General features: G+C 74.5%; 20 protein-coding genes. 5 read left to right on the plus strand and 15 right to left on the minus strand.

Translation table 11 applies throughout. The features are described from left to right. Positions 1 to 387 precede the first annotated feature (387 nt). Complete coding sequence (locus FSW04_RS28610; RefSeq protein ID WP_407652996.1) at positions 388 to 927, plus strand: zinc-binding dehydrogenase; 540 nt, start codon at positions 388 to 390, stop codon at positions 925 to 927. 6 nt (positions 928 to 933) lie between these two features. On the opposite strand, the gene FSW04_RS17770 is transcribed toward FSW04_RS28610, so the two are convergent. From FSW04_RS17770 to recO, 3 genes are read right to left on the minus strand one after another with little or no spacing between them, the layout of a single operon-like run. Beyond that, the gene (locus tag FSW04_RS17770) at positions 934 to 1,617 is read right to left on the minus strand and encodes a sulfite oxidase-like oxidoreductase (protein WP_228430539.1); all 684 of its coding nucleotides are present in this window, start codon (positions 1,615 to 1,617) and stop codon (positions 934 to 936) included. Next, a complete protein-coding gene (gene ppdK, locus FSW04_RS17775; RefSeq protein WP_146921606.1) occupies positions 1,614 to 4,271 on the minus strand; it encodes a pyruvate, phosphate dikinase in 2,658 nt (885 codons plus the stop codon). The genes FSW04_RS17770 and ppdK overlap by 4 nt, the downstream gene beginning before the upstream one ends. Before the next feature lie 13 nt (positions 4,272 to 4,284). Next, complete coding sequence (recO, locus tag FSW04_RS17780) at positions 4,285 to 5,007, minus strand: DNA repair protein RecO (protein WP_146921607.1); 723 nt, start codon at positions 5,005 to 5,007, stop codon at positions 4,285 to 4,287. A 51-nt stretch (positions 5,008 to 5,058) separates the two neighbouring features. Between recO and FSW04_RS17785 the strand changes: the two genes are divergently transcribed. Continuing rightward, positions 5,059 to 5,322: a glutaredoxin domain-containing protein gene (locus FSW04_RS17785; protein WP_146921608.1), complete on the plus strand. Its 264-nt coding sequence runs from the start codon at positions 5,059 to 5,061 to the stop codon at positions 5,320 to 5,322. Here FSW04_RS17785 and mutM read toward each other — a convergent pair. The 8 genes from mutM to FSW04_RS17825 all read right to left on the minus strand — a co-directional run bounded on the left by mutM (position 5,306) and on the right by FSW04_RS17825 (position 13,282). Further along, positions 5,306 to 6,160, minus strand: a complete 855-nt coding sequence (gene mutM / locus FSW04_RS17790; RefSeq protein WP_146921609.1) for a bifunctional DNA-formamidopyrimidine glycosylase/DNA-(apurinic or apyrimidinic site) lyase — start codon at positions 6,158 to 6,160, stop codon at positions 5,306 to 5,308. The genes FSW04_RS17785 and mutM overlap by 17 nt on opposite strands. 374 nt (positions 6,161 to 6,534) lie before the next feature. Next, on the minus strand, positions 6,535 to 7,653 hold the full coding sequence (locus FSW04_RS17795; RefSeq protein ID WP_228430540.1) for a phosphopentomutase: 1,119 nt from the start codon (positions 7,651 to 7,653) through the stop codon (positions 6,535 to 6,537). A 31-nt stretch (positions 7,654 to 7,684) separates the two neighbouring features. After that, positions 7,685 to 8,251 carry a hypothetical protein gene (locus tag FSW04_RS17800; protein WP_146921610.1) on the minus strand — a complete coding sequence of 189 codons (567 nt, stop codon included), beginning with the start codon at positions 8,249 to 8,251 and terminating at the stop codon, positions 7,685 to 7,687. Between the two features lie 40 nt (positions 8,252 to 8,291). After that, positions 8,292 to 9,263 (minus strand): site-specific tyrosine recombinase XerD, encoded by a 972-nt coding sequence (gene xerD / locus FSW04_RS17805; protein WP_146921611.1) that lies wholly within the window; start codon positions 9,261 to 9,263, stop codon positions 8,292 to 8,294. A 124-nt stretch (positions 9,264 to 9,387) separates the two neighbouring features. Then, positions 9,388 to 9,786: a hypothetical protein gene (locus FSW04_RS17810; protein WP_187368883.1), complete on the minus strand. Its 399-nt coding sequence runs from the start codon at positions 9,784 to 9,786 to the stop codon at positions 9,388 to 9,390. A 131-nt stretch (positions 9,787 to 9,917) separates the two neighbouring features. Continuing rightward, on the minus strand, positions 9,918 to 10,469 hold the full coding sequence (locus FSW04_RS17815; protein ID WP_146921613.1) for an NUDIX hydrolase: 552 nt from the start codon (positions 10,467 to 10,469) through the stop codon (positions 9,918 to 9,920). Positions 10,470 to 10,478: 9 nt separating this feature from the next. After that, complete coding sequence (locus FSW04_RS17820; RefSeq protein ID WP_146921614.1) at positions 10,479 to 11,597, minus strand: M20/M25/M40 family metallo-hydrolase; 1,119 nt, start codon at positions 11,595 to 11,597, stop codon at positions 10,479 to 10,481. Further along, positions 11,594 to 13,282, minus strand: coding sequence for a CTP synthase (locus tag FSW04_RS17825; RefSeq protein WP_228430541.1), 1,689 nt, complete (start codon positions 13,280 to 13,282; stop codon positions 11,594 to 11,596). The genes FSW04_RS17820 and FSW04_RS17825 overlap by 4 nt, the downstream gene beginning before the upstream one ends. Before the next feature lie 106 nt (positions 13,283 to 13,388). On the opposite strand from FSW04_RS17825, the gene msrB reads away from it, so the two are divergent. Then, positions 13,389 to 13,787 carry a peptide-methionine (R)-S-oxide reductase MsrB gene (gene msrB, locus FSW04_RS17830; protein ID WP_146921616.1) on the plus strand — a complete coding sequence of 133 codons (399 nt, stop codon included), beginning with the start codon at positions 13,389 to 13,391 and terminating at the stop codon, positions 13,785 to 13,787. Positions 13,788 to 13,974: 187 nt separating this feature from the next. Here msrB and recN read toward each other — a convergent pair whose 3' ends face one another. From recN to FSW04_RS17845, 3 genes are all read right to left on the minus strand, one after another. After that, a complete protein-coding gene (gene recN, locus FSW04_RS17835; RefSeq protein WP_187368884.1) occupies positions 13,975 to 15,696 on the minus strand; it encodes a DNA repair protein RecN in 1,722 nt (573 codons plus the stop codon). Positions 15,697 to 15,794: 98 nt separating this feature from the next. Continuing rightward, entirely contained in the window at positions 15,795 to 16,646 is an 852-nt protein-coding gene (locus tag FSW04_RS17840) for an NAD(+)/NADH kinase (RefSeq protein ID WP_146921618.1), read from the minus strand. Next, complete coding sequence (locus FSW04_RS17845; RefSeq protein WP_228430542.1) at positions 16,643 to 17,446, minus strand: TlyA family RNA methyltransferase; 804 nt, start codon at positions 17,444 to 17,446, stop codon at positions 16,643 to 16,645. Before FSW04_RS17845 ends, FSW04_RS17840 begins: the two co-directional genes overlap by 4 nt. A 338-nt stretch (positions 17,447 to 17,784) precedes the next feature. Between FSW04_RS17845 and FSW04_RS17850 the strand changes: the two genes are divergently transcribed. Both FSW04_RS17850 and FSW04_RS17855 read left to right on the plus strand, forming a co-directional pair. After that, positions 17,785 to 18,885 (plus strand): EAL and HDOD domain-containing protein, encoded by a 1,101-nt coding sequence (locus FSW04_RS17850; RefSeq protein ID WP_146921620.1) that lies wholly within the window; start codon positions 17,785 to 17,787, stop codon positions 18,883 to 18,885. Then, entirely contained in the window at positions 18,852 to 19,016 is a 165-nt protein-coding gene (locus FSW04_RS17855) for a hypothetical protein (protein WP_187368885.1), read from the plus strand. Before FSW04_RS17850 ends, FSW04_RS17855 begins: the two co-directional genes overlap by 34 nt. Positions 19,017 to 19,025: 9 nt before the next feature. On the opposite strand, the gene FSW04_RS17860 is transcribed toward FSW04_RS17855, so the two are convergent. Further along, a complete protein-coding gene (locus FSW04_RS17860) occupies positions 19,026 to 20,000 on the minus strand; it encodes an alpha/beta hydrolase (RefSeq protein WP_187368886.1) in 975 nt (324 codons plus the stop codon).

The following is a 20,000-nucleotide window of genomic DNA, read 5'->3' on the forward strand; positions in this document are numbered from 1 at the left end:
TCGGCACATGCTCGCCCTCGCCTCGGTGCCCGCCGACCCCCCGACCGTGCAACTCGTCGAGGCCCCGGAGCCGGTGCCGCTGCCGTCCGAGGCCCTGGTCGACGTGCGCGCGGTGTCGCTGAACACCGGCGAGGTGCGCAACCTCGCCACGCTGCCGGCCGGCACCGTAACCGGCTGGGACCTCGCCGGCGTCGTCGCGCGGGCCGCCGCCGACGGCAGCGGCCCGCCCGCCGGCACCCGCGTGGTCGGCGCGCGGCTGCCCGGGGCCTGGGCGCAACGGACCGTCGTCGCCACGAACATGCTCGCCGCTCTGCCCGACGCCGTGTCCTTCGAGCAGGCCGCCTGCCTGCCCGTGGCGGGCCTGACCGCGCTGCGTGCCCTGGAGATGTGCGGGTTCATGGTCGGCAAGCGCATCGCGATCACCGGGGCCTCGGGCGGCGTCGGGCGCTTCGCGATCCAGCTCGCCCGCGACGCCGGCGCCGACGTGACCGCCGTCGCACGGCGCACCGCGGGGCTGGCCGAGCTCGGCGCCTGCGAGGTGGTCACGGAGCTGGCCCCGGAGGGCGAGCGGTTCGCCGGGATCCTCGACGGCATCGGCGGCCCGGCCCTGGGCACCTCGATCAAGCGCATCGCCCCGCACGGCGTGGTCGTCTCGCTGGCGTCCACCGACCCCGCCGACGTGGTCTACCCCACGCGTGCCCTGTTCGCCGGCGCGCCCGGGGCCCGGGTCCAGGGCTGTTCATCTTCGAGGAGCTGCGCCGGGAGAACTGCGGCGCCGCCGACCTGGCCCGGCTGGCCCGGCGCGTCGCCGAGGGCCGCCTGGAGGTCAAGATCGACCTCACGACCTCGTGGCGCGACGCCGACACGGCGATCCGCGCGCTGCGCGAGGGCCGCATCGCCGGCAAGGCCGTGCTGACCGTCGACTGACCGCGCTCAGCGCGGCGGGTCGTCGACGCCGCGCGCGCGCCGGCGCATGGACCGGAACGCGTAGGGGTCGGCGTGGGTGCGCTGCTCGGTCCACGGGTCGCCGTCGTTGTGGTAGCCGTTGCGCTCCCAGAATCCGGGCTCGTCGTGGTCGAGGATCTCGATCGACTGCACCCACTTGGCCGACTTCCACAGGTACCGCGAGGGCACGACCAGGCGCGCCGGGCCGCCGTGCTCGGCCGCCAGCGGGCCGTCGCCCGCGCGGTGGGCGATGAGCACGTCGTCGTCGCGCAGCGCCTCCAGCGGCAGGTTCGTCGAGTAGCCGCCGTAGCTGTGCACGAGCGCGTGCGTCGCGGCGGCGCGCGGGCGCGCCCGCTCGAGCATGTCGCGCACGCGCACGCCGCCGAGGGCCTGGTCGAAGCGCGACCAGCGCGTGACGCAGTGCAGGTCGGAGACCTGCTCGACCTGCTCGAGCGCCTGCAGGTCGTCCCAGCGCAAGGCGTAGGGCTCGTCGATCTCGCCGTAGAACGTCAGCGACCAGCGCGCGACGTCGACGCTCGGCTGCGGCCCGGCGGTCAGCACGGGCCACTTGACCGTCGGCGACTGCCCGGGCGGCAGGCGCACGGGGTCGATGCCGAGCTTCCGCGCCCGGTGCCGCCCGCGCTCGCCGAAGACCGCCGAGGTGAGCTTCACCAGCCCGCCCCGTCGCCGCCGTCGTCGCGCACGGCGGCCTGGGCGGCGGCGACGCGGGCGACGGGCACGCGGTAGGGCGAACAGGACACGTAGTCGATCCCCGAGTGGTGGAAGAAGTCGATGGAGTCGGGGTCGCCGCCGTGCTCGCCGCAGACGCCGAGCTTGAGGCCGGCCTTGGTCTTGCGCCCCAGCCAGGCCCCCATGCGCACCAGCTGGCCCACACCCGGCGCGTCGAGGGTCTCGAACGGCGAGCGGTCGAAGACCTTCATCTCGATGTAGCGGGCGAGGATGCGGCCCTCGATGTCGTCGCGCGAGAAGCCCAGCGCCGTCTGGGTCAGGTCGTTGGTGCCGAAGGAGAAGAAGTCGGCCTCGTGGGCGATCCAGTCGGCCAGCAGGCAGGCCCGCGGCAGCTCGATCATCGTGCCGATGAGGTAGTCGCGGCCGGCGACGAGGTCGTGGGCGGCGCCGACGCGCTCGATCAGGCCGCGCAGCAGCTCGAGCTCGCGCTCGTAGTCCACGAGCGGGACCATGACCTCGACGTGCACGTCGGTCCCCGCCGCGCGGGCGGCGAGAAGGGCGCGGAAGATCCCCTCGAGCTGCATCTCGTAGATCGCCGGGTACAGGATCCCCAGCCGCACCCCGCGAGTGCCGAGCATCGGGTTGACCTCCTGCAGCGAGCGCACGCGGTCCAGCGTGTGCTCCAGGTGGTCGAGGTCGTCGGAGCGCTCGATCCGCGCGCGCTCGGCCTGGGCCTCGACATCGTGCAGCTTGGGCAGGAACTCGTGCAGCGGCGGGTCCAGGAGCCTGATGGTGACGGGCAGCCCGTCCATCGCCGCGAAGATGCCCTCGAAGTCGCCCTGCTGCAGCGGCAGCAGCTCGGCCAGGGCGCTGCGGCGCTCCTCGTCGCCGTCGGCGAGGATGACCCGGACCATCTTGTCGTGGCGGTCCTCGCCGAAGAACATGTGCTCGGTGCGGCACAGGCCGATGCCCTGCGCGCCGAACTCGCGGGCCTTGACCGCATCCTCGGGCGTGTCGGCGTTCGTCCGCACGTCCAGCCGCCGCAGCTCGTCGCACCAGGCCAGCACCGTCCTGAACTCGTCGCTCATGACGGGGTCGATCAGCACGACGTCGTCGGTGGTCACCGTGCCCGTCGTGCCGTCGATGGCGATGAGATCGCCCTCGCGCAGGACGACCGCTCCGTCCAGGCGCACCTCGCCCGCCCGCACGTCGATCTCCAGCGTCCCGGCCCCGGTGACCGCCGGCACGCCCATGCCGCGCGCGACGAGTGCCGCGTGGCTGGCCTTGCCGCCCTCGGAGGTCAGCACGCCCTGCGCGGCGTGGAAGCCCGCGACGTCCTCGGCCTCGGTGAACGGGCGCACGAGCACGACCGCGCGGTCGTCGGCCGCCGCCGCGACCGCGTCCTCGGCGGTGAACACGATCGCGCCCTTGGCCGCGCCCGGCGACGCGGCCACGCCGCGCGCCAGGACCTCGTAGGTCACGTCGGGGTCGAACGTCGGGTGCAGCAGCGCGTCGAGCTTCTCGGCCTCGATCGTCGCGATCGCCTGGCCCTTGTCCAGCAACCCCTCGCCCACCGCGTCGACGGCGAAGCGCACAGCGGCCTGCGCGGGGCGCTTGGCGTTGCGCGTCTGCAGCATGTAGAGGCGGCCCTCCTCCACGGTGAACTCCGTGTCCTGCATGTCGCCGTAGTGGGCCTCCAGCGTGCGCAGGATCTCGAAGAGCTGGGCATGGACCTCGGGCTGCCAGTCCTTCAGCTCGCGGATGTCGCGCGGGGTGCGCACGCCCGAGACGACGTCCTCGCCCTGGGCGTTGGGCAGGAAGTCCCCGGAGGGCTCGGGCTCGCCGGTGACCTCGTCGCGGGAGAACGCCACGCCGCTGCCCGACGTGTCGCCCTTGTTGCCGAAGACCATCTGCTGGACGTTGACCGCGGTGCCCCAGTCCTCGGGGATGCGGTTGATGCGCCGGTACTCGACCGCGCGGCGGCCCATCCACGAGTCGAACACCGCCTGGATCGCGCCGCGGAGCTGATCCTGCGGGTCGGACGGGAAGTCGTAGAAGCCCTGGAACGTCCGCGTGAGCTCCTCCAGCGCCGCGCGGTCCAGGTCGGTGTCCTCGGTGACGCCGCGATCCTGCTTGATGGCCTGGATCGCGTCCTCGAAGCGCTCGCCCTCGATGCCCAGCACCACGTTGCCGTACATCTGCACGAAGCGCCGGTAGGAGTCCCATGCGAAGCGCTCGTTGCCCGTCCGGGCCGCCAGGCCCGCCACCGACGCATCGTTGAGCCCCAGGTTGAGCACCGTGTCGAGCATGCCGGGCATCGACTCGCGCGCCCCCGAGCGCACGGAGACCAGCAGCGGGTCCTCCGGGTCGCCCAGCCGCTTGCCCGCCGCGGCCTCCAGGCGTCCCAGCGCCTCGGCCACCTGGCCGTCGAGCCCGTCGGGGAACGCCTTGTCGCCCTGCATGTAGGCCACGCAGGCCTCCGTGGTGATCGTGAACCCCGCCGGGACCCGCTCGGCCCCGAGGATCCGCGTCATCTCCGCCACGTTCGCGCCCTTGCCCCCCAACAGATCGCGCATCTCGCGCGATCCGTCGGCGAAGTCGTAGACCCATCTGGTCGCCGCCGCCGCTTCGCTCATAGGCGTCTGGACTCTAACCGGGCGAGGCGGCACGCCATCGGACGTGCGCGTGATGCTCGACGGTGTCGGCGATCGCGCGCTCGGCCTGGCGCAGCGCGCGCGGGCTGCCCGGCGGGGTGTCGGCCAGCCGCCGCCCGAGCGCCTCGGTCAGGAACGCGTGGGACTCGGCGTCCAGCGGGAAGGACCCGGCCTCGCAGCCGCCGCAGACCACACCGCCCGCGGCGCCGCTGAAGCCGACGAGGTGCTCGCGCTCGCCGCACGTCGCGCACGCGGCCAGCTGCGGCGCCAGCCCGGCGGCGACCAGGAGCTTGAGCCGGAAGGCGAGCTGGTTGGCCAGCGTCGCGCGGCCCGGGTCGGCCTCCAGCACCGAGAGCTGGTTGCTGAGCAGGTGGAAGACCGGCGGGTGGGGCTCGGCGTCCTCGAACAGCCGGGCCACGGCGTCGCAGGCCCGGCCCGCGCCGTCCAGCGCCGCGCCGTGGTCGCGCAGGCGGGCGTGGGCGTCGATCGTCTCCGCGCCCGTGACGGTGAGCAGGTCAGAGCGCCCCTGATGCAGCACGAGCCGGACGTGGACGAACGGCTCCAGCCGGCCGCCGAAGCGGCTGCGGGTCTTGCGCACGCCCTTGGCGATGGCCGAGATCCGGCCCCGGTCGACGCTGTAGAGGTGCAGGATCCGGTCGGCCTCGCCGAAGCGCATGGAGCGCAGCACGATGGCGTCGGTCTTCAGCGCTCCGGGCATGTGTCCGCGCGCGGAGAGGGCCCCGAAGCCGTCGCTATACTTGCTGAAGTAATGGCTGCCGTCACCGTCTACACCACTGATCCCTGCTCGTTCTGCGCCCGCGTCAAGCAGCTGCTCGACACCCGCGGGATCACCTTCGACGAGATCAATCTCGCAAAGGACCCGGACGGTCGGGCCGAGCTGCTGCAGCGCACCGGGATGATGAGCTTCCCGCAGGTCCTCGTCGGCGGCGAGCTCGTCGGCGGCTTCCAGGAGACGCTGGCGGCCGACCGCTCCGGACTCCTGCAGGACCTGCTCGTCAAGGCCGCGGCCTGACCGCGCGCCGCGCCCGCGGGCGCGGCTGGCAGGACTCGCAGACGTAGGTCCCGCGGCCCGCGGCGACCATCTTGACCACCGTCGTGCCGCACGCCAGGCACGGCTGGCCGCGGCGCAGGTGCACGAGGAAGTCGTGCTGGAACGCGCCGCGCACGCCGTCGGGATGGCGGAAGTCGTCGATCGTCGAGCCGCCGGCGTCGATGCCGGCGGCCAGGACCAGGCGCACCGCGGCGGCCAGCGCCTCGCACTGGGCGAGCGTCAGCGCGCCGGCCGGGCGCAGCGGGTGGATCCGCGCGCGGTGCAGCGCCTCGTCGGCGTAGATGTTCCCGACGCCGGCGATCCGGCGCTGGTCGAGCAGGAACGCCTTGATCGGGGCGCGCCGGCCGCGGGCCAGTGCCCGCAGCCGCGCCCCCGTCAGCTCGGGGCCGAGGGGCTCCAGGCCCAGCCGCGCCGACAGGAAGGCCTCCAGCGCCTCGTCGCCGAGTGCGAGCTCCCCCGTGCCGAAGCGGCGCGGGTCGCAGAAGCGCAGCACGTGGCCGTCGTCCAGCGTGAACGCGACGCGCTCGTACGGCGTGCCCGGCGCGGGGTCCAGCAGGAGGTTGCCGGTCATGCGCAGGTGCACGAGCAGGTGGACCTCGTCCTCGAAGGTGAAGATGAGGTACTTGCCCCGCCGGCCGAGGTGCTCCAGGCGGCGTCCCTGCACGGCGTCGACGACCTCCACCGGCGCCCGCGGCAGGCACCAGCGGGCGTCGGAGATCTGCAGCCCGGCCACGCGGCGGCCCTCGAGGTGGGGGGCCAGCCGGCGGCGGATCGTCTCGACCTCGGGCAGCTCGGGCATCGCCCCTGCACTGTAGGAGTCCGGACATCGCCGTCCAGATCGGGTGCCGATCGGGTCGGCCCGGTGCGCACGGCGCCGATCCCCGGCGTGCACGCCATCGCCGTTCTCCTGCTGGGCGTCGCGACCGCCGCGACCTCGTCTTCGTGCGGTCCGCCGGCTCCGGGGCGACGGCGCCGCCACCACGGGTCGTCCCTGTGCCCGGAACCTCGGGCGGGGCCGTGGCCGGCCGGCGCGACGCGCCCGTCGCCGTGTCGGCCGCGGCCGCCGCGCGTGGGTCGTCCCGCTCGCCGGCCTGGCCGACCGGGTGCCCGCCGGCCGGCTGCGTCGCCTGCTGCGCGCCCCCGGCCTCGAGGCCCAGGGGCGCCCGGCCGGCCTCAGCCGGCGAACGGGGCACCCGGCAGCCCGGGCGCCTCGCGGCCGGTGAGCCAGCGCAGCACGGTGGCGCCGACGTCGGCCATCGGGCCGTCGTGGCGGTGGCGGTCCAGGCCCGTGCCGGTGGCCAGCAGCGGGACGTGCTCGCGCGTGTGATCGGTGTGGGCGGTCAGCGGGTCGACGCCGTGGTCGGCCGTCAGCACCAGCAGGTCGCCCGGGCGCAGCAGCCCCAGCCACGTGCCCACCGCCGCATCGATCTCCTGCAGCGCGCGGGCGAAGCCCTCGACGTCCTTGCGGTGGCCGTAGAGCTGGTCGGTCTCGACGAGGTTGGTGAAGATCATGCCGCCCTCGAGCTCCGACAGCAGGGCGGTCGTGGCGCCCAGCGCCTGCGTATTGGTCTTGCCGTCGTGGGCGTGGCCGATCCCTCGGCCGGCGAACAGGTCGGAGACCTTCCCGACGGCGTGCACCGCGACGCCGGCGTCGCCGAGCTCGTCGAGGTAGGTGCGCGACGGCGGGTCGATGGCGAAGTCGCGGCGGCCGGGGGTGCGCGCGAACGCGCCGGGCGGGCCCGTGAACGGCCGAGCGATGACCCGGCCGACGGCGTGCTCGCCGGTCAGCTGCGCGCGGACCGCGCGGCAGGCGGCGTGCAGCGCGGCCTCGTCCAAGACGTCGACGTGCGCGGCGATCTGGGCCACCGAGTCGGCCGACGTGTAGAGGATCAGCTCGCCCGTGGCGAGGTGGTGGGCGCCGAAGTCGTCGATGACGGCGGTGCCGTCGTAGGGCCGGTTGCAGCAGAACGGCCGGCCCGCGGCCTGCTCCATCCGCTCCAGCACGTCGGCGGGGAAGCCGTGCGGGTATATCGGCAGCGCGACCGGCGTCACCGCGCCCATGAGCTCCCAGTGCCCCGTCGCGGAGTCCTTGCCCGGGCCGAGCGGGTGCAGCCGGCCATGGACGACGGGCGCCGCCGCGGGCGGCACGCCGAGGATCGTCGTGATGCAGCCCAGGCCGAGACGGCCGAGGACGGGCAGATCCAGCCCCCGACGGCCTGCGCCACGTGGGTGAGCGTGTCCGCGCCGCTGTCGCCGTAGTCCGCGGCGTCGGGAAGGGCCCCGACACCGCACGCGTCCAGGACGACGACGGCGGCGCGCGGGCTCATGCTCGCGGTGCGTGGACCTCGAACGTCTTCAACAGCGGCCGGAACACCTGGGCGTCGACCGCGCGGAAGTTGTCGGTGTCGGAGTAGGCGTCGATGACGATCTCCGACCGGGCCGAGTAGATGTGCGTCGAGCGGACCGTGCGCAGCAGGCCGGCGATCGTCTCGCGGGCCCGGATCTGCACGGCGGGCTTGCCGGCGATCGTCGCCGAGGCGGCCTTGATGACCTGGAACGTGCTGTCGCGGGCCTGCGCGGCCTTGACCAGCGCGTCGCGGGCGGCCTTGAGCTCGTCCTTGGTGACCGGCAGCTTCTCCGTGCGCGGATAGCGCCACACGGCCACCGTCGATGGGCCGGCCTGCACCGTGGCGACCAGCGGCGCCCTGCCCGCGTCCAGCGCCCAGCCGTCGGGCGCCTTGAAGCTGATCCCCTGGTCGGGGAACGACGGGACGGCGGAGACCGGCGTGGCCGGACTCGGGACATCCTTGGACGAGGAGTCGCTGCCGCAGCCTGCGGCGAGGGCTGCGACGACGGCGGCGGTCATGACGAGGGTGAGCGGACGGCGCATGATCCGCAATCGTGACACGCCGCTACCAGGAACTGGACGATCATTGATCTGGTTTCTTTGCGTCCGTTGCGCCCGCTCCGGCGCGGGGGTGCGCCTGGAAGTAGACGTCCTTGAGCCGCTCGGCCGAGAGGTGGGTGTAGATCTGGGTCGTCGCGACGTCGGCGTGGCCGAGCATCTCCTGGACGGCCCGCAGGTCGCAGCCCCCGGCCAGCAGATGCGTCGCGAACGTGTGGCGCAGCGTGTGCGGGCTCATCCGGTCCTCCAGCCCGACGGTGCGTGCGTGGCGCTGGACGATCTTGTAGAGGCCCTGGCGCGTGAGGCCGGTGCCGCGGCGGTTGACGAACAGCTCGCGCGCGTCGGTCGTGGCCGTCAGCGCGGGCCGGCCGCGCTGGAGATAGATCCGCACGGCGGTGACGGCCTCGCGCCCGACGGGCACCAGGCGCTCCTTGGCGCCCTTGCCGCGGGCCCGCAGGACGCCGGCGCGCAGGTCGATGTCGCCGACCTGGAGCGTGACGGCCTCGCTGGCCCGCAGCCCGCAGGCGTACATGAGCTCGAGCAGCGCGCGGTCGCGCAGCGCGCCGGCGTCGGTGCCGCGGGGCGCCCGCAGGAGCGCGTCGACGTCGCCGCGCGACAGGACCTTGGGCAGCTTCTGGCTCTTGCGCGGCGCCCGCAGGTCGGCCGTCGGGTCGTGGTCGATGATGCCCTCGCGGCGCAGGTGGCGGTAGAACGACCGCAGGCACGCGGCCTTGCGCTGCAGGGTGGCGGGCCGGGCGGCGGGCCGCTGATCGCTGCCGGCGGCCAGGGCGTCGAGGAAGCCGGCGAGCACGGCGTGCCCGGCCGTCAGCACGTCGGCGTCGTGCTCACGAAGGTACTGGCCGAACTGGAGCAGGTCGCTGCGGTAGGCCTCCAGCGTGTTGCGCGACAGGCCGCGCTCGAACTCCAGGTAGGCGAGGAAGTCGAGGACCTGGTGCTCGTAGAGGCGCGCGGCGGGCGCTTCCGGGACGACGGCCATGGGTGAGGAGTTCGCGACCGAACGCCGGGGTCCTCGCGCTGCAACGAAGCTCCCGGGCCGCGCCGGGGCCGGGGCCCAGGGCCGGGCGCGGGGCCGGGCGGCGACGTCCCGGCCCCGCGCCGGGCTACTGCAGGAAGCCGGCGAACGTGCCGACCTGCAGCGGCAGGCCCGCGACCTTGTGCGCCGCGCGGGCGTTGAGGTGGTACTCGATCGCCCCAGGCGAGATCCGGAACGTCGTGGCCTTCCTGGTCAGCGTGTAGTCCGCGCTGCGCCCGTCGAGCGTCAGGCGGAACGTCCCCTGGCAGGAGCCCTTGGCGTTGACCTTGGGCACCGGGGTGCAGGTGATCTTCAGGCGCGAGGCCGTGGCGTGGTGGTCCTTGATCCCGAACTTGGCGAAGTCGCGGACGCCCTTGCGCATGGCGGCATCGGGCTGGGGGTTGTGGATCGCGGCCAGCGCGGTGGCCGACGGGGCCGCGACGGCCAGGGCCAGCGCGGCGGCGGGGATGAGCTTGGTGGCGAGCATGACCACCCAACGGCGCGCCGGCGCCGAGGTCACGGGGCGGCCGGCAGGACGCCTGGTGGCCGAACCCCGCCGGCCGGATGCCCGTAGGCCCGGGGCGCGGATGGCCGCACCGGGCGGGGCGGCGGCCGGGGTCAGGCGCCGCGGCGGCGGCGCTCGAGCAGCAGCAAGCCGATCAGCGTCTTGGCATCGCGCACCTGCTCGATGGCCTCGCCCAGGCGCGCCAGCGGCCACGGGACGATCTCGATGCGCTCGTCCTCGCCGGAGTCGTGCTCGCCGTCGGCGTCGTGGACGCCCTCGGCCAGGAAGACATGCACCGCCTCGTCGGTGAAGCCCACCGAGGACTGGTAGCGGGTCAACGCCGACCAGGCGTCGGAGCGCTTGCCGATCTCCTCGGCCAGCTCGCGCTGCGCGGCGCCCAGCGGGTCCTCCCCCGCCTTGTCCAGGCGCCCGGCGGGCAGCTCGAGGCTGTCGGGGTCGTCGATGGCCTCGCGCGGCTGGCGGACGAGCCAGACATGCTCGTCGTCGACGGCCACGATGGCCGCCGCCCCGGTGGTGCGGACGATCTCGCGCTCGCCCGTGTGCCCGTCCGCGTAGCGGAACGTGTCGACGGTCACGCGGACGATCCGCCCGTCGAACGCGGTCCGCGATTCGGTCCGCTCGAAGTCGCGCGCGTCGTGGGCCATGCCCGGTCCCTACCCCTCCGCGCAGGCGTCCAGCAGCGCGAACGTCACATCGAGCATCCCGTCCAGCGCCGCGACGCTGACGCGCTCGGTCGGCTCGTGGTTGCGCTCGGTGCCGTTGGCCAGGCAGACGCAGTGCAGCCCGGCGACCTCGAACGCGTTGGCGTCCGAGCCGCCGCCGCTGACGATGGGCCGCGGCGTGTAGCCGCAGGCGCCCAGGGCTCGCTGCGCCGCGGCGACGGCCGGGGAGTCCGGCGGATGGCGGTAGCCCTCGAAGAGGCGCTCGACGGTCACGTCGAGGTCGCACTCGCAGCTGGGCTCGTTGGCGGCGTCGTGGAGATGGTCGACCATCTCGGCCACGACGGCCTCGGCGTGGGCGGCGTCCAGCGAGCGTGCCTCGCCGAGCATCCGGCAGCGTTCGGGCACGACGTTCGTGGCCCCGGCGGGGCCGCCGGAGATCCAGCCGATGTTCGCCGTCGTCTCGGGGTCGAGCCGGCCGAGGCGCATCGCCGCGATCGCGCGGGCGGCGGCCACGATGGCCGAGCGGCCGTCCTCGGGACGGATGCCGGCGTGGGCGGCCCTGCCGTGAAGCTCGGCCTCCAGGCGGTAGTACGTCGGCGCGGCCATGACGATCTCGCCGATGGGCGTGGCGTGGTCGTAGACGTAGCCGAGGCGGCTGCGCAGGACGGCGATGTCGAAGGCCTTGGCGCCGGCCAGCGCCGTCTCCTCCCCCGTGGTGAACAGCAGCTCGAGGTCGACGGGCGCGCCTTCGATCGACGCGCGCTGCGCGGCCAGCAGCATCACCGCGATGGCCGCCTTGTTGTCGGCGCCGAGGATCGCGTCGTGGCGGTTCTCCCAGCCCTCGTTGACGAGGACGGGCTCGATCGGGATGTCACCGTGCGGGACGGTGTCGAGGTGGGCGCAGAGCAGCACGCTGCTCGCACGGCCGGCCTCACGGCGGGCCAGGACGTTGCCGTGTGCGTCGGACTGCGGAGCGTAGCCCCAGCCGCGCAGCAGCTCCTGCACCCGAGCGCCGACCGCAGCCTCCTGGCCGGACGGCGACGGGATGGCGCACAGCTCGGCGAACAGCTCGCCGAGGCGGCGCCGCTCGGCCTCGGAGGCCGGCCTCACCGATGGTCGGCGATGGCCGCCTCGGACCGCGAGGCGCGGACCTCGCCCTCCGGGTGGCGGTCCTCGGCGCGGCGCAGGGCGTGGCGCACGAACTCCCGGAACAGTGGTGCGGGCCGCTCGGGCCGCGACTTGAACTCGGGGTGGAACTGCGAGGCCACGAAGAACGGGTGGTCGTGCAGCTCGATCATCTCGACGAGCCGCTCGTCCGGCGACGTGCCCGAGACGACCAGGCCGGCGCTCTCCAGCCGCTTGCGCAAGCTGATCGACACCTCGTAGCGGTGGCGGTGGCGCTCGTAGATGACGGCCTCGCCGTAGATCTCAAGCGCCGCGGTGCCGGGATGGACCTTGACCGGGTCGGCCCCCAGGCGCATCGTTCCGCCGAGGTCGGAGACCTCCTTCTGCTCGGGCAGGAGGTCGATGACCGGCCACTCGGTCTCGATGTCGAACTCGGTCGAGTTGGCGCCGGGCATCCCGGCGACGTGGCGGGCGAACTCCGAGACGGCGATCTGCATCCCGAGGCAGATGCCGAGGTACGGGATGCCGCGCTCGCGCGCCACCCGCGCCGCGCGGATCTTGCCCTCGATGCCGCGGCCGCCGAAGCCGCCCGGGATGAGGATGCCGTCGGCGCCGCTGAGGCGCTGCACGGCGACCTCGTCGGTCTCCAGGGTCTCCGAGTCGACCCAGTCGATGTCGATGCGGCACTCGTGGGTGAACCCGGAGTGGTGGAGCGCCTCGGTGACGGACTTGTAGGCGTCCTCCAGCGCGACGTACTTGCCCACGAGCGCGATGCGCACGGTCTGGGTCGCCCGGTCGGCGCTGTCCATGAGGCGCTGCCAGCCCGACAGGTCGGCGGCCGGCGCGTCGTCGATGCCGAAGTACTCGCAGATGAAGCCGTCGACCTGCTTCTCGGCGTACCAGAGCGGCACCTTGTAGATGTTGTCGACGTCGACGGCGGAGACCACGGCCTCCAGGGGCAGCGACGCGAAGAGCGCGATCTTCTTGCGGATGTCCACGTCGAGCTCGTTCTCGGCGCGGCAGAGCAGCATGTCGGGCTGGATGCCGATGCGGCGCAGCTCGTTGACCGAGTGCTGGGTCGGCTTCGTCTTGAGCTCCCCGGCGTGCCCGATGTAGGGCACGAGCGTGAGGTGCAGGAACATGCAGTTGCGCCGGCCCGCGTCGACCGGGAACTGGCGGATGGCCTCCAGGAACGGCAGCGACTCGATGTCGCCGACGGTGCCGCCGATCTCGGTGATGACGAAGTCGACGTCGTTGGTCTCGCCGATGAGGCGGATGCGGTGCTTGATCTCGTCGGTGATGTGCGGGACGACCTGGACCGTGCCGCCGAGGTAGTCCCCGCGGCGCTCGCGCCGGATGACCGAGTTGTAGATGCCGCCGGCGGTGACGTTGGACGCGCGGCTGGCGTTGGAGTCCGTGTAGCGCTCGTAGTGGCCGAGGTCGAGATCGGTCTCGGCGCCGTCCTCGGTCACGAAGACCTCGCCGTGCTGGTAGGGCGACATCGTGCCGGGATCGACGTTGATGTACGGATCGAACTTCTGCAGGCCGACCGTGAAGCCCTTGGCGACCAGCAGGCGCCCGATCGAGGCGGCCGCGATGCCCTTGCCGAGGGAGGAGACGACGCCGCCGGTGATGAAGATGTAGCGGGTCTTGCGGTGGGCGTCAGGCACGGTGCGGGCTCGTCTCGGAGGGTACTCGGTCGGTGGGAACCGCCGTCGAGGGTAGACGGTGACACGGACGACGTAATGTGATGGGCCCGACTGGAGACCTGAAGGCATGGAGAAGATCGCAAAGACCGACGAACAGTGGCGCGAGGAGCTCGCGCCCGACCAGTACGCGGTGCTGCGGGGGCAGGCCACCGAGCCGCCCTTCACCGGCCGCTACGTCGACATGAAGGAGCCCGGCGTGTACCGCTGCGCCGGCTGCGGGGCGGAGCTCTTCCGCTCCGATGACAAGTTCGACAGCCGCTCGGGCTGGCCGAGCTTCACCGATCCCGCGCTGGCCGAGGCCGTCGAGCTGCACACCGACACCTCGCACGGCATGGTCCGCACCGAGGTCACCTGTTCCCGCTGCGGCGGCCACCTGGGCCACCTCTTCGACGACGGCCCGGTCGACAAGGGCGGGATGCGCTACTGCATCAACAGCTGCGCCCTGGACCTTGACCCCCAGGCATAGGCGAACGCCGCCGGCCCGGGGGGCCGGATGCGTGCGGGTGTCGGCCCCAGAGTGCCGGCGCCCGCGATCATCCGCCGGCGCCGAGGCGCCTCCGATGTCGCGAACGTGGGCAATGGCCACACGTTCGCGACATCCGGCGCTCGCGTGAGCGCCGACGCACCACCCGCGGCCGGGCCGCCCGCCGTGGTCACGCCGCCCGCCGGAGCTCCTTGGCGTGGCGGCGGGCCGCGACGTCGTCGGCCGGCGCGCCGAGCATCCGCACGAGCTCGCCGACGACCTGGGCCTCGCCGAGCTCGGTCACCGTGGTGATCGCGGGCTCGCGCGAGGTGTCCTTGGCGATGGAGAAGTGCCGCGCGGCCATCGAGGCCACCTGGGGCAGGTGCGTGATGCACACGACCTGGCGGCCCTGGGCCAGGACCCGCAGCTGCTCGCCCACCGCCCGCGCGGTGTGCCCGCCGATCCCGGCGTCGACCTCGTCGAAGACCAGGACGGCGTGCTGGCGGCGCGGGCGATCGGCCGCGCGGCGCCGGCCGCGGCCCTTGACGGCCGCGGCCGGGGACACGGTCTCCGACGCGCCCATCAGCGCGAGCATCACCCGGGAGAGCTCGCCGCCCGAGGCGGTCTCGCGCAGGGGCGCGGCCGGGACGCCGGGGTTGGGTGCGATGAGGAACTCCACCGCGTCGGCGCCCACCGGGCCCTCCTCGCGCTCCTCGAGCACGATCTCGAAGCTCGCCGACGCCATCGCCAGGTCGCCCAGGCGGGTGCGGACCTCGCCGGCCAGCGCGACCGCCGCGGCCTCGCGCGCGGCGCGCAGCTCCAGCGCCAGCGCGCTGCGGTCCCCACGCGCCCGGGCCAGCTCGGCCTGGGCCTCCTCGAGCGCGACCTCGGCCCGGTCGAGCTCAGCGATCCGCGCGCGGCACGCCTCGGCGTGGGCCAGCACGGACGCCAGGGTCCCGCCGTGCTTGCGCTTGAGGCGGTCCCACAGCGCGAGGCGCTCCTCGATGAGGTCCAGGCCCGCCTCGTCGGCGCCCTCGGCGTCCAGGCCCTCCCCGTAGGCGCGCAGCTCGCCCGAGAGGTCGGCGGCGTCGATGGCCAGGGCCTGCCAGCGCGCGGCGAGCACGTCCAGCGCCGGGTCGACGCCCGCGACCGCGTCGAGCGCGCCGCCGCCGGCGGCCAGCGCCATGGCGGCGCCGCCCTCGTCGTCGGCGATCGCGGAGGCCGCCGCCAGCGCGGCGCCGCGCAGCGCTTTGACGTGGCGCAGCCGGTCGCGCCGGGCGGTCAGCTCGGCCTCCTCGTCCTCCGACGGCGCGGCGCCCTCGATCTCGGCCAGCTCGTACTGGAGCAGGTCGAGCTCGCGGTCGCGCGCCCCGGCCCGCTCGCGCAGCGCCTGCAGCGAGCCCTCGAGCTCGCGCACCCGGGCGTGCAGGGCGGCGTAGGCGGCCCGGCGCGCGGCCTGGTCGGGGCCGCAGGCCCCGTCGAGGAGCTCGAGCTGCGCCGAGGCCAGCGTGAGGCGCCGGTGCTCGTGCTGGCCGTAGAAGGCGATCAGCCCCTCGGCCGCCTCCCGGAGGTCGCCGACCGACGCGCTGCGCCCGTTGAGGTAGGCCCGCGTGCGGCCCTCGGCCGACACGCGGCGGGCCAGGACGAGCTCCTCGGCGTCGGGGGCGACGCGGTCGCCGAGCAGCGCCCGCAGGTCGGGCGGCAGGTCGAAGACCCCCTCCACGTAGGCCTCCGCGGCCCCGGGGCGCACGATCCCCGTGCGCGAGCGGCCGCCGAGGAGGAGGTCGAGGGCGTGGGCGAGCACGGTCTTGCCCGCCCCGGTCTCGCCCGTCAGGACGTTGAGCCCCGGCGCCAGGCGCAGCTCGGCCCGCTCGATCAGCAGGAGGTTCTCGACACGCAGCTCATGGAGCACGCCGCATGGTCTACCAGCGACGGCGGACGAACAGCTGTTCGCCACCCGCCTCCGTGACGGGATCGGCACACGGCGCGCGCGTCCCGGCGCGATCGCCGTCAGGACGCCAGGCGGCCGAAGCGCTCGCGGACGCGCAGGTAGAACGAAGCGCCCGGGACCTGAGCGAGGTCGGCGGCCTCCCGCACGAAGCGCGAGGCCAGCGCCTCCCCCGGCCCCAGCTCGCCGGCCGGGCGGCCGTCGATCGACACGTCGACGGGCTCGCGCGAGCGGTTGTGGACCTCGAGCACGTCGGTCGGCGACACGACGAGCGCACGCGCCGTCAGCGAGTGCGGCGCGATGAACGACACGACGTAGCCCTCCACGCCCCAGGCCAGGACGGGGCCTCCGTTGGCGAGGTTGTAGCCCGTGGAGCCCGCGGGCGTCGCGATGACCAGGCCGTCGCAACGCACGCTGCCGACCTCCTGGCCGTCGACCACGTAGGCCAGCGTCGCCACGCGCTCGCCGAGCTTGCGGTGGAACGACACGTCGTTGATCGCCGCCTGCGAGCCGCCCGGCGTCTGCAGGGCCAACGCCGGGAGCGTCATGACGTCGAACTCGCCGCGGAAGGCCTTGGCGAAGCCCTCGCCCACCTCGTCGGGGTCGATCGTCGCCAGGAACCCGACCTCGCCGAAGTTGACCGCGAACACCGGCACGCTGGTCCCGGCGTAGCGGCGCAGCGCCCGCAGGATCGTCCCGTCGCCCCCGAGCACCACGCACAGGTCCACGTCGTCGGACAGCGGCGCGTCGAGCTCGAGGCCCTCGGCCGGCGCGAGGCCGTGCTTCTCGACCTCCTCGCGGTCGAAGCGCAGGACGAAGCCGGCCTCCAGCGCGGCCCGGCGCAGCGACTCCAGCGCCGCCGCGGTCTGCCCGGGCCGTCCGTGCGTCAGCACGGTCGCGGTGTGCAGGCTCATGCGGGCTCCGCGCCGGCCGCGGCCGCCGCGACCCCGGCGGCGTCCAGGGCGCCGGGGCGCCCGGCCTCGGCCAGCCAGGCGAACGTCTCCCGGTTGCCCTTGGGCCCCGGCAGGCCGGAGGGCGCGAAGCCGAGCACCGCGACGCCGCAGTCGCGCTCCACCGCGGTCGCCACGGCGACGAGCGCGTCGCGCCGGGCGGCCGGGTCGCGCACGACGCCGCCGCTGCCGATGCGCTCGCGCCCGACCTCGAACTGCGGCTTGACCATGACCAGGGCGTCGAAGACCGGGGGCACGCAGCCCAGCACCGCCGGGAGCACCTTCGTCAGCGAGATGAAGGAGACGTCGGCGACCACGAGATCGGGCCGGTAGGGCAGGTCGGCGGGCTGCAGCCGGCGGGCGTTGGCCCGCTCGAGCACCGTGACGCGCTCGTCGGTGCGCAGCGACCACCCCAGCTCGCCGTAGGCGACGTCGAGGGCGACGACGTGCTCGGCGCCCTCCTGCAGCAGGCAGTCGGTGAACCCGCCGGTCGAGGCGCCGACGTCCAGGGCGCGGCGGCCCCGCACCGCGATCCCGGTCGCCGCCAGCGCGTTGGCCAGCTTGACGCCGCCGCGCGAGACGAAGCGCGGGCGCTGCGCCAGGTCGACCACGACGTCCTCGGCGACGAGCTGGCCGGGCTTGGCCGCCCGCTCCCGGCCCGCGCCGAGGTGGACCTCGCCGGCCATGACCGACGCCGCCGCGCGCGAGCGCGACGCGAAGAGGCCGCGCCGGTGCAGCAGGGTGTCGAGCCGGACCTTGGCCACGCCCCGAACCCTAGTCCGTCGGCCTCGGGCACCGTGCACGACGGCGTCCGCGGCGCTGTGTCCTGCCTCACACAGCGATCGGCCAACTGCGGGCACCCTGATGTCAGCGATGGACCGCGCGGCACCGGCGGGCAGTCCCCCTCTTCCCCCATCGCTCGCCGGCCCTCCGGCCGGCCCCCACATACGACACATAGCAGTATCTCTCCTCCCCTGAAGCGGCCCGTCCTGACCGGCGGGCCGTTTCGCTGTCGGCGCCGCTCCGCCGTTCGTCCAGCCCGCCCGGGCCTGCCGCGCCCTGCGCTCATGCAGGACCGCTCAGCGGTCGATGACCGCGAGCAATGGCCGAGCACCTCGCCACGGCTCCCAGTGCGCCCCACGCCTCCGAGATCGAGGTCCTGTTCGCGCGCCAGCCGATCCTCGACCGCGACGGCCGCCTGGCCGGCTACGAGCTGCTGTACCGCGGCGAGGGCCACGAGGGCCCGCACGCGGCGACCTCGCGCGTCGCGGCCAGCGCCCTGAGTGACCTCGGGCTGCGCTCGGCCACCGGCGGCGCCCCGGCGTTCCTGAACGTCACGACGGAGTTCCTGCTGGCGATGGACCCGCTGCCCTTCGGCCCCGAGGGCGTCGTGCTGGAGATCGCCGCCGACCGCGTGCCCGACGAGCCGCTCATCGAGCGCCTGCGCCGCCTGCGCCAGCACGGCTACATGCTCGCGCTGGACGGGTTCGCCGGCCAGCCCGCGGCGATGCCGCTGCTCGAGCTCGTCCAGCTCGCCAAGGTCGACGCCCGCGACGGCGGCTCCATCCCGCTGGCCTCGCTCGTCCAGGCGCTGCGCGGCATCGGGGTGCGCGCCGTGGCCAACGGCCTCGACACCCATCAGGACCACGACCGCTGCGCCGACGCGGGCTTCGAGCTCTTCCAGGGCGACTTCGTCTGCCGTCCGCGGGAGATCACCGGCCACCACGTGCCGACCGCCAGCGCCGGCGCGCTGCGGCTCGCCGCGGGCATCTCGGCCGGCGACACCGGGCTGGAGATGCTCGAGCAGGCGATCGCCTTCGACCCCGGGCTCAGCCTGCGGCTCCTGCGCTTCGTCAACAGCGCGGCGTTCTCCCTGCGCCACGAGATCAAGTCCGTCCGCCAGGCCGTCGTGCTCCTCGGCCCCGCACCGTGCGCCAGTGGGCGATGCTCCTGCTGCTCTCGGGTATCGGCGAGACGCGCGGGCCGCTGCTGGTCACCGCCCTGTCGCGCGGGCGAACGTGCGAGGCCATCGCGCGCCGGCTCGGCGCCGACGACGCCGACGCCTACTTCTTCACGGGGATGCTGTCGACGATCGATGCGCTCCTGGACACGCCGATGGAGGTCGCGCTCGCCGACCTGCCGCTGGCGGCCGACGTCGTTGCTGCGCTCGTGCGCCGGGCCGGCGGCAAGGGCCGCACGCTGACGATGGCCGAGTGCTGCGAGCGCGGCGCCTGGGACGAGGTGGCGCTGCCCGACCTCCCGGCCTCCGAGCTGGCCGTCCTGCACGTCGAGGCCCTGACCTGGGCCGACGCGACAGCCTCCGGGCTGGCCTGAGCGGGCCGCTCAGGAGGCGGCGGTCGTCGTGGTGCGCGCGGCGTCGCCGAGCCAGCGGATGAGCTCGCCCGTGCGGTCCACGACGCCGCCGAAGCGCAGGAAGCCGTGGACCATGTCCTCGAAGACGTTCTCGTGGACCTCCACGCCGGCGGCGCGCAGGGCGGCCGCGTAGCGCAGCCCGTCGTCGCGCAGCGGGTCGTGGCCGGCCACGGCGATCCAGGCCGGCGGCACGCCGGCGTGGTCGCCGTGCTCGAGCATCCGCAGGTCGTCGCCCTCGGCCGGCGCCCCGCGCAGGTAGGCCTCCCAGCAGCCCTGCATGTCGGCGGCGGTGAGCATCGGCCCCTCGGCGAACGCGCGGTAGGACTCGCTGTCCATCGCCGGGTCCAGCGCCGGGTAGACCAGGAGCTGGGCGGCGATCGGCGCCAGACCGTCGCCCCGGGCGTGGTGCACCGCCGCGGCCGCGAGCTGGCCGCCGGCGCTGTCGCCGCCGACCACGACGCGCGCGGGGTCGATCGCCAGCTGGCGCGCGGCCGCCTTCGAGCGCGCCCAGGCGACCACGGCGTCGGCGTCCTGGACCGGGTCGGGGTGGGCGTGCTCGGGCGCCAGGCGGTACTCCACGAGCAGGACCTTCATCCCCGACGCGTTGGCCAGCGAGCGCCCGACGCGGTCGAACGTCGGGATGTCGCCGAGGTACCAGCCGCCCCCGTGCAGCCAGACGACCAGGCCGTCGGCCTCCGGCGCGTGCTGGGGCACGTAGAGCGCGGCGGGCAGGCGGATGTCGCCGTGGGGCACGACGATCGCCCGCACCTCGGCGACCGGCTCGGCGGAGCCGCCGAACTGCAGCGTGGACTGCAGGTAGGCCGCGCGGGCCGCGACGATGTCGGCCGGGCCGGGCAGGGTGTCGGCGGTGCCGGCGGCCTCCAGCAGCGAGCGCACCTGGGGATGGATCCCCGCCAGCGGGTCGTCGCTCGGCCCGCCGGCCAC

Origin of the sequence: Baekduia soli (assembly GCF_007970665.1) — a bacterium.
Classification (GTDB): domain Bacteria; phylum Actinomycetota; class Thermoleophilia; order Solirubrobacterales; family Solirubrobacteraceae; genus Baekduia; species Baekduia soli.

Bases quoted from the DNA above. Each gene is read 5' to 3' on its own strand.
- FSW04_RS17840 (WP_146921618.1), bottom strand. From the start codon at position 16,646: ATGAGCCTGCACACCGCGACCGTGCTGACGCACGGACGGCCCGGGCAG.
- FSW04_RS17815 (WP_146921613.1), bottom strand. From the start codon at position 10,469: ATGGCCCACGACGCGCGCGACTTCGAGCGGACCGAATCGCGGACCGCG.
- FSW04_RS17810 (WP_187368883.1), bottom strand. From the start codon at position 9,786: ATGCTCGCCACCAAGCTCATCCCCGCCGCCGCGCTGGCCCTGGCCGTC.
- ppdK (WP_146921606.1), bottom strand. From the start codon at position 4,271: ATGAGCGAAGCGGCGGCGGCGACCAGATGGGTCTACGACTTCGCCGAC.
- FSW04_RS17785 (WP_146921608.1), top strand. From the start codon at position 5,059: ATGGCTGCCGTCACCGTCTACACCACTGATCCCTGCTCGTTCTGCGCC.
- FSW04_RS17800 (WP_146921610.1), bottom strand. From the start codon at position 8,251: ATGCGCCGTCCGCTCACCCTCGTCATGACCGCCGCCGTCGTCGCAGCC.
- mutM (WP_146921609.1), bottom strand. From the start codon at position 6,160: ATGCCCGAGCTGCCCGAGGTCGAGACGATCCGCCGCCGGCTGGCCCCC.
- msrB (WP_146921616.1), top strand. From the start codon at position 13,389: ATGGAGAAGATCGCAAAGACCGACGAACAGTGGCGCGAGGAGCTCGCG.
- xerD (WP_146921611.1), bottom strand. From the start codon at position 9,263: ATGGCCGTCGTCCCGGAAGCGCCCGCCGCGCGCCTCTACGAGCACCAG.
- FSW04_RS17850 (WP_146921620.1), top strand. From the start codon at position 17,785: ATGGCCGAGCACCTCGCCACGGCTCCCAGTGCGCCCCACGCCTCCGAG.
- recO (WP_146921607.1), bottom strand. From the start codon at position 5,007: ATGCCCGGAGCGCTGAAGACCGACGCCATCGTGCTGCGCTCCATGCGC.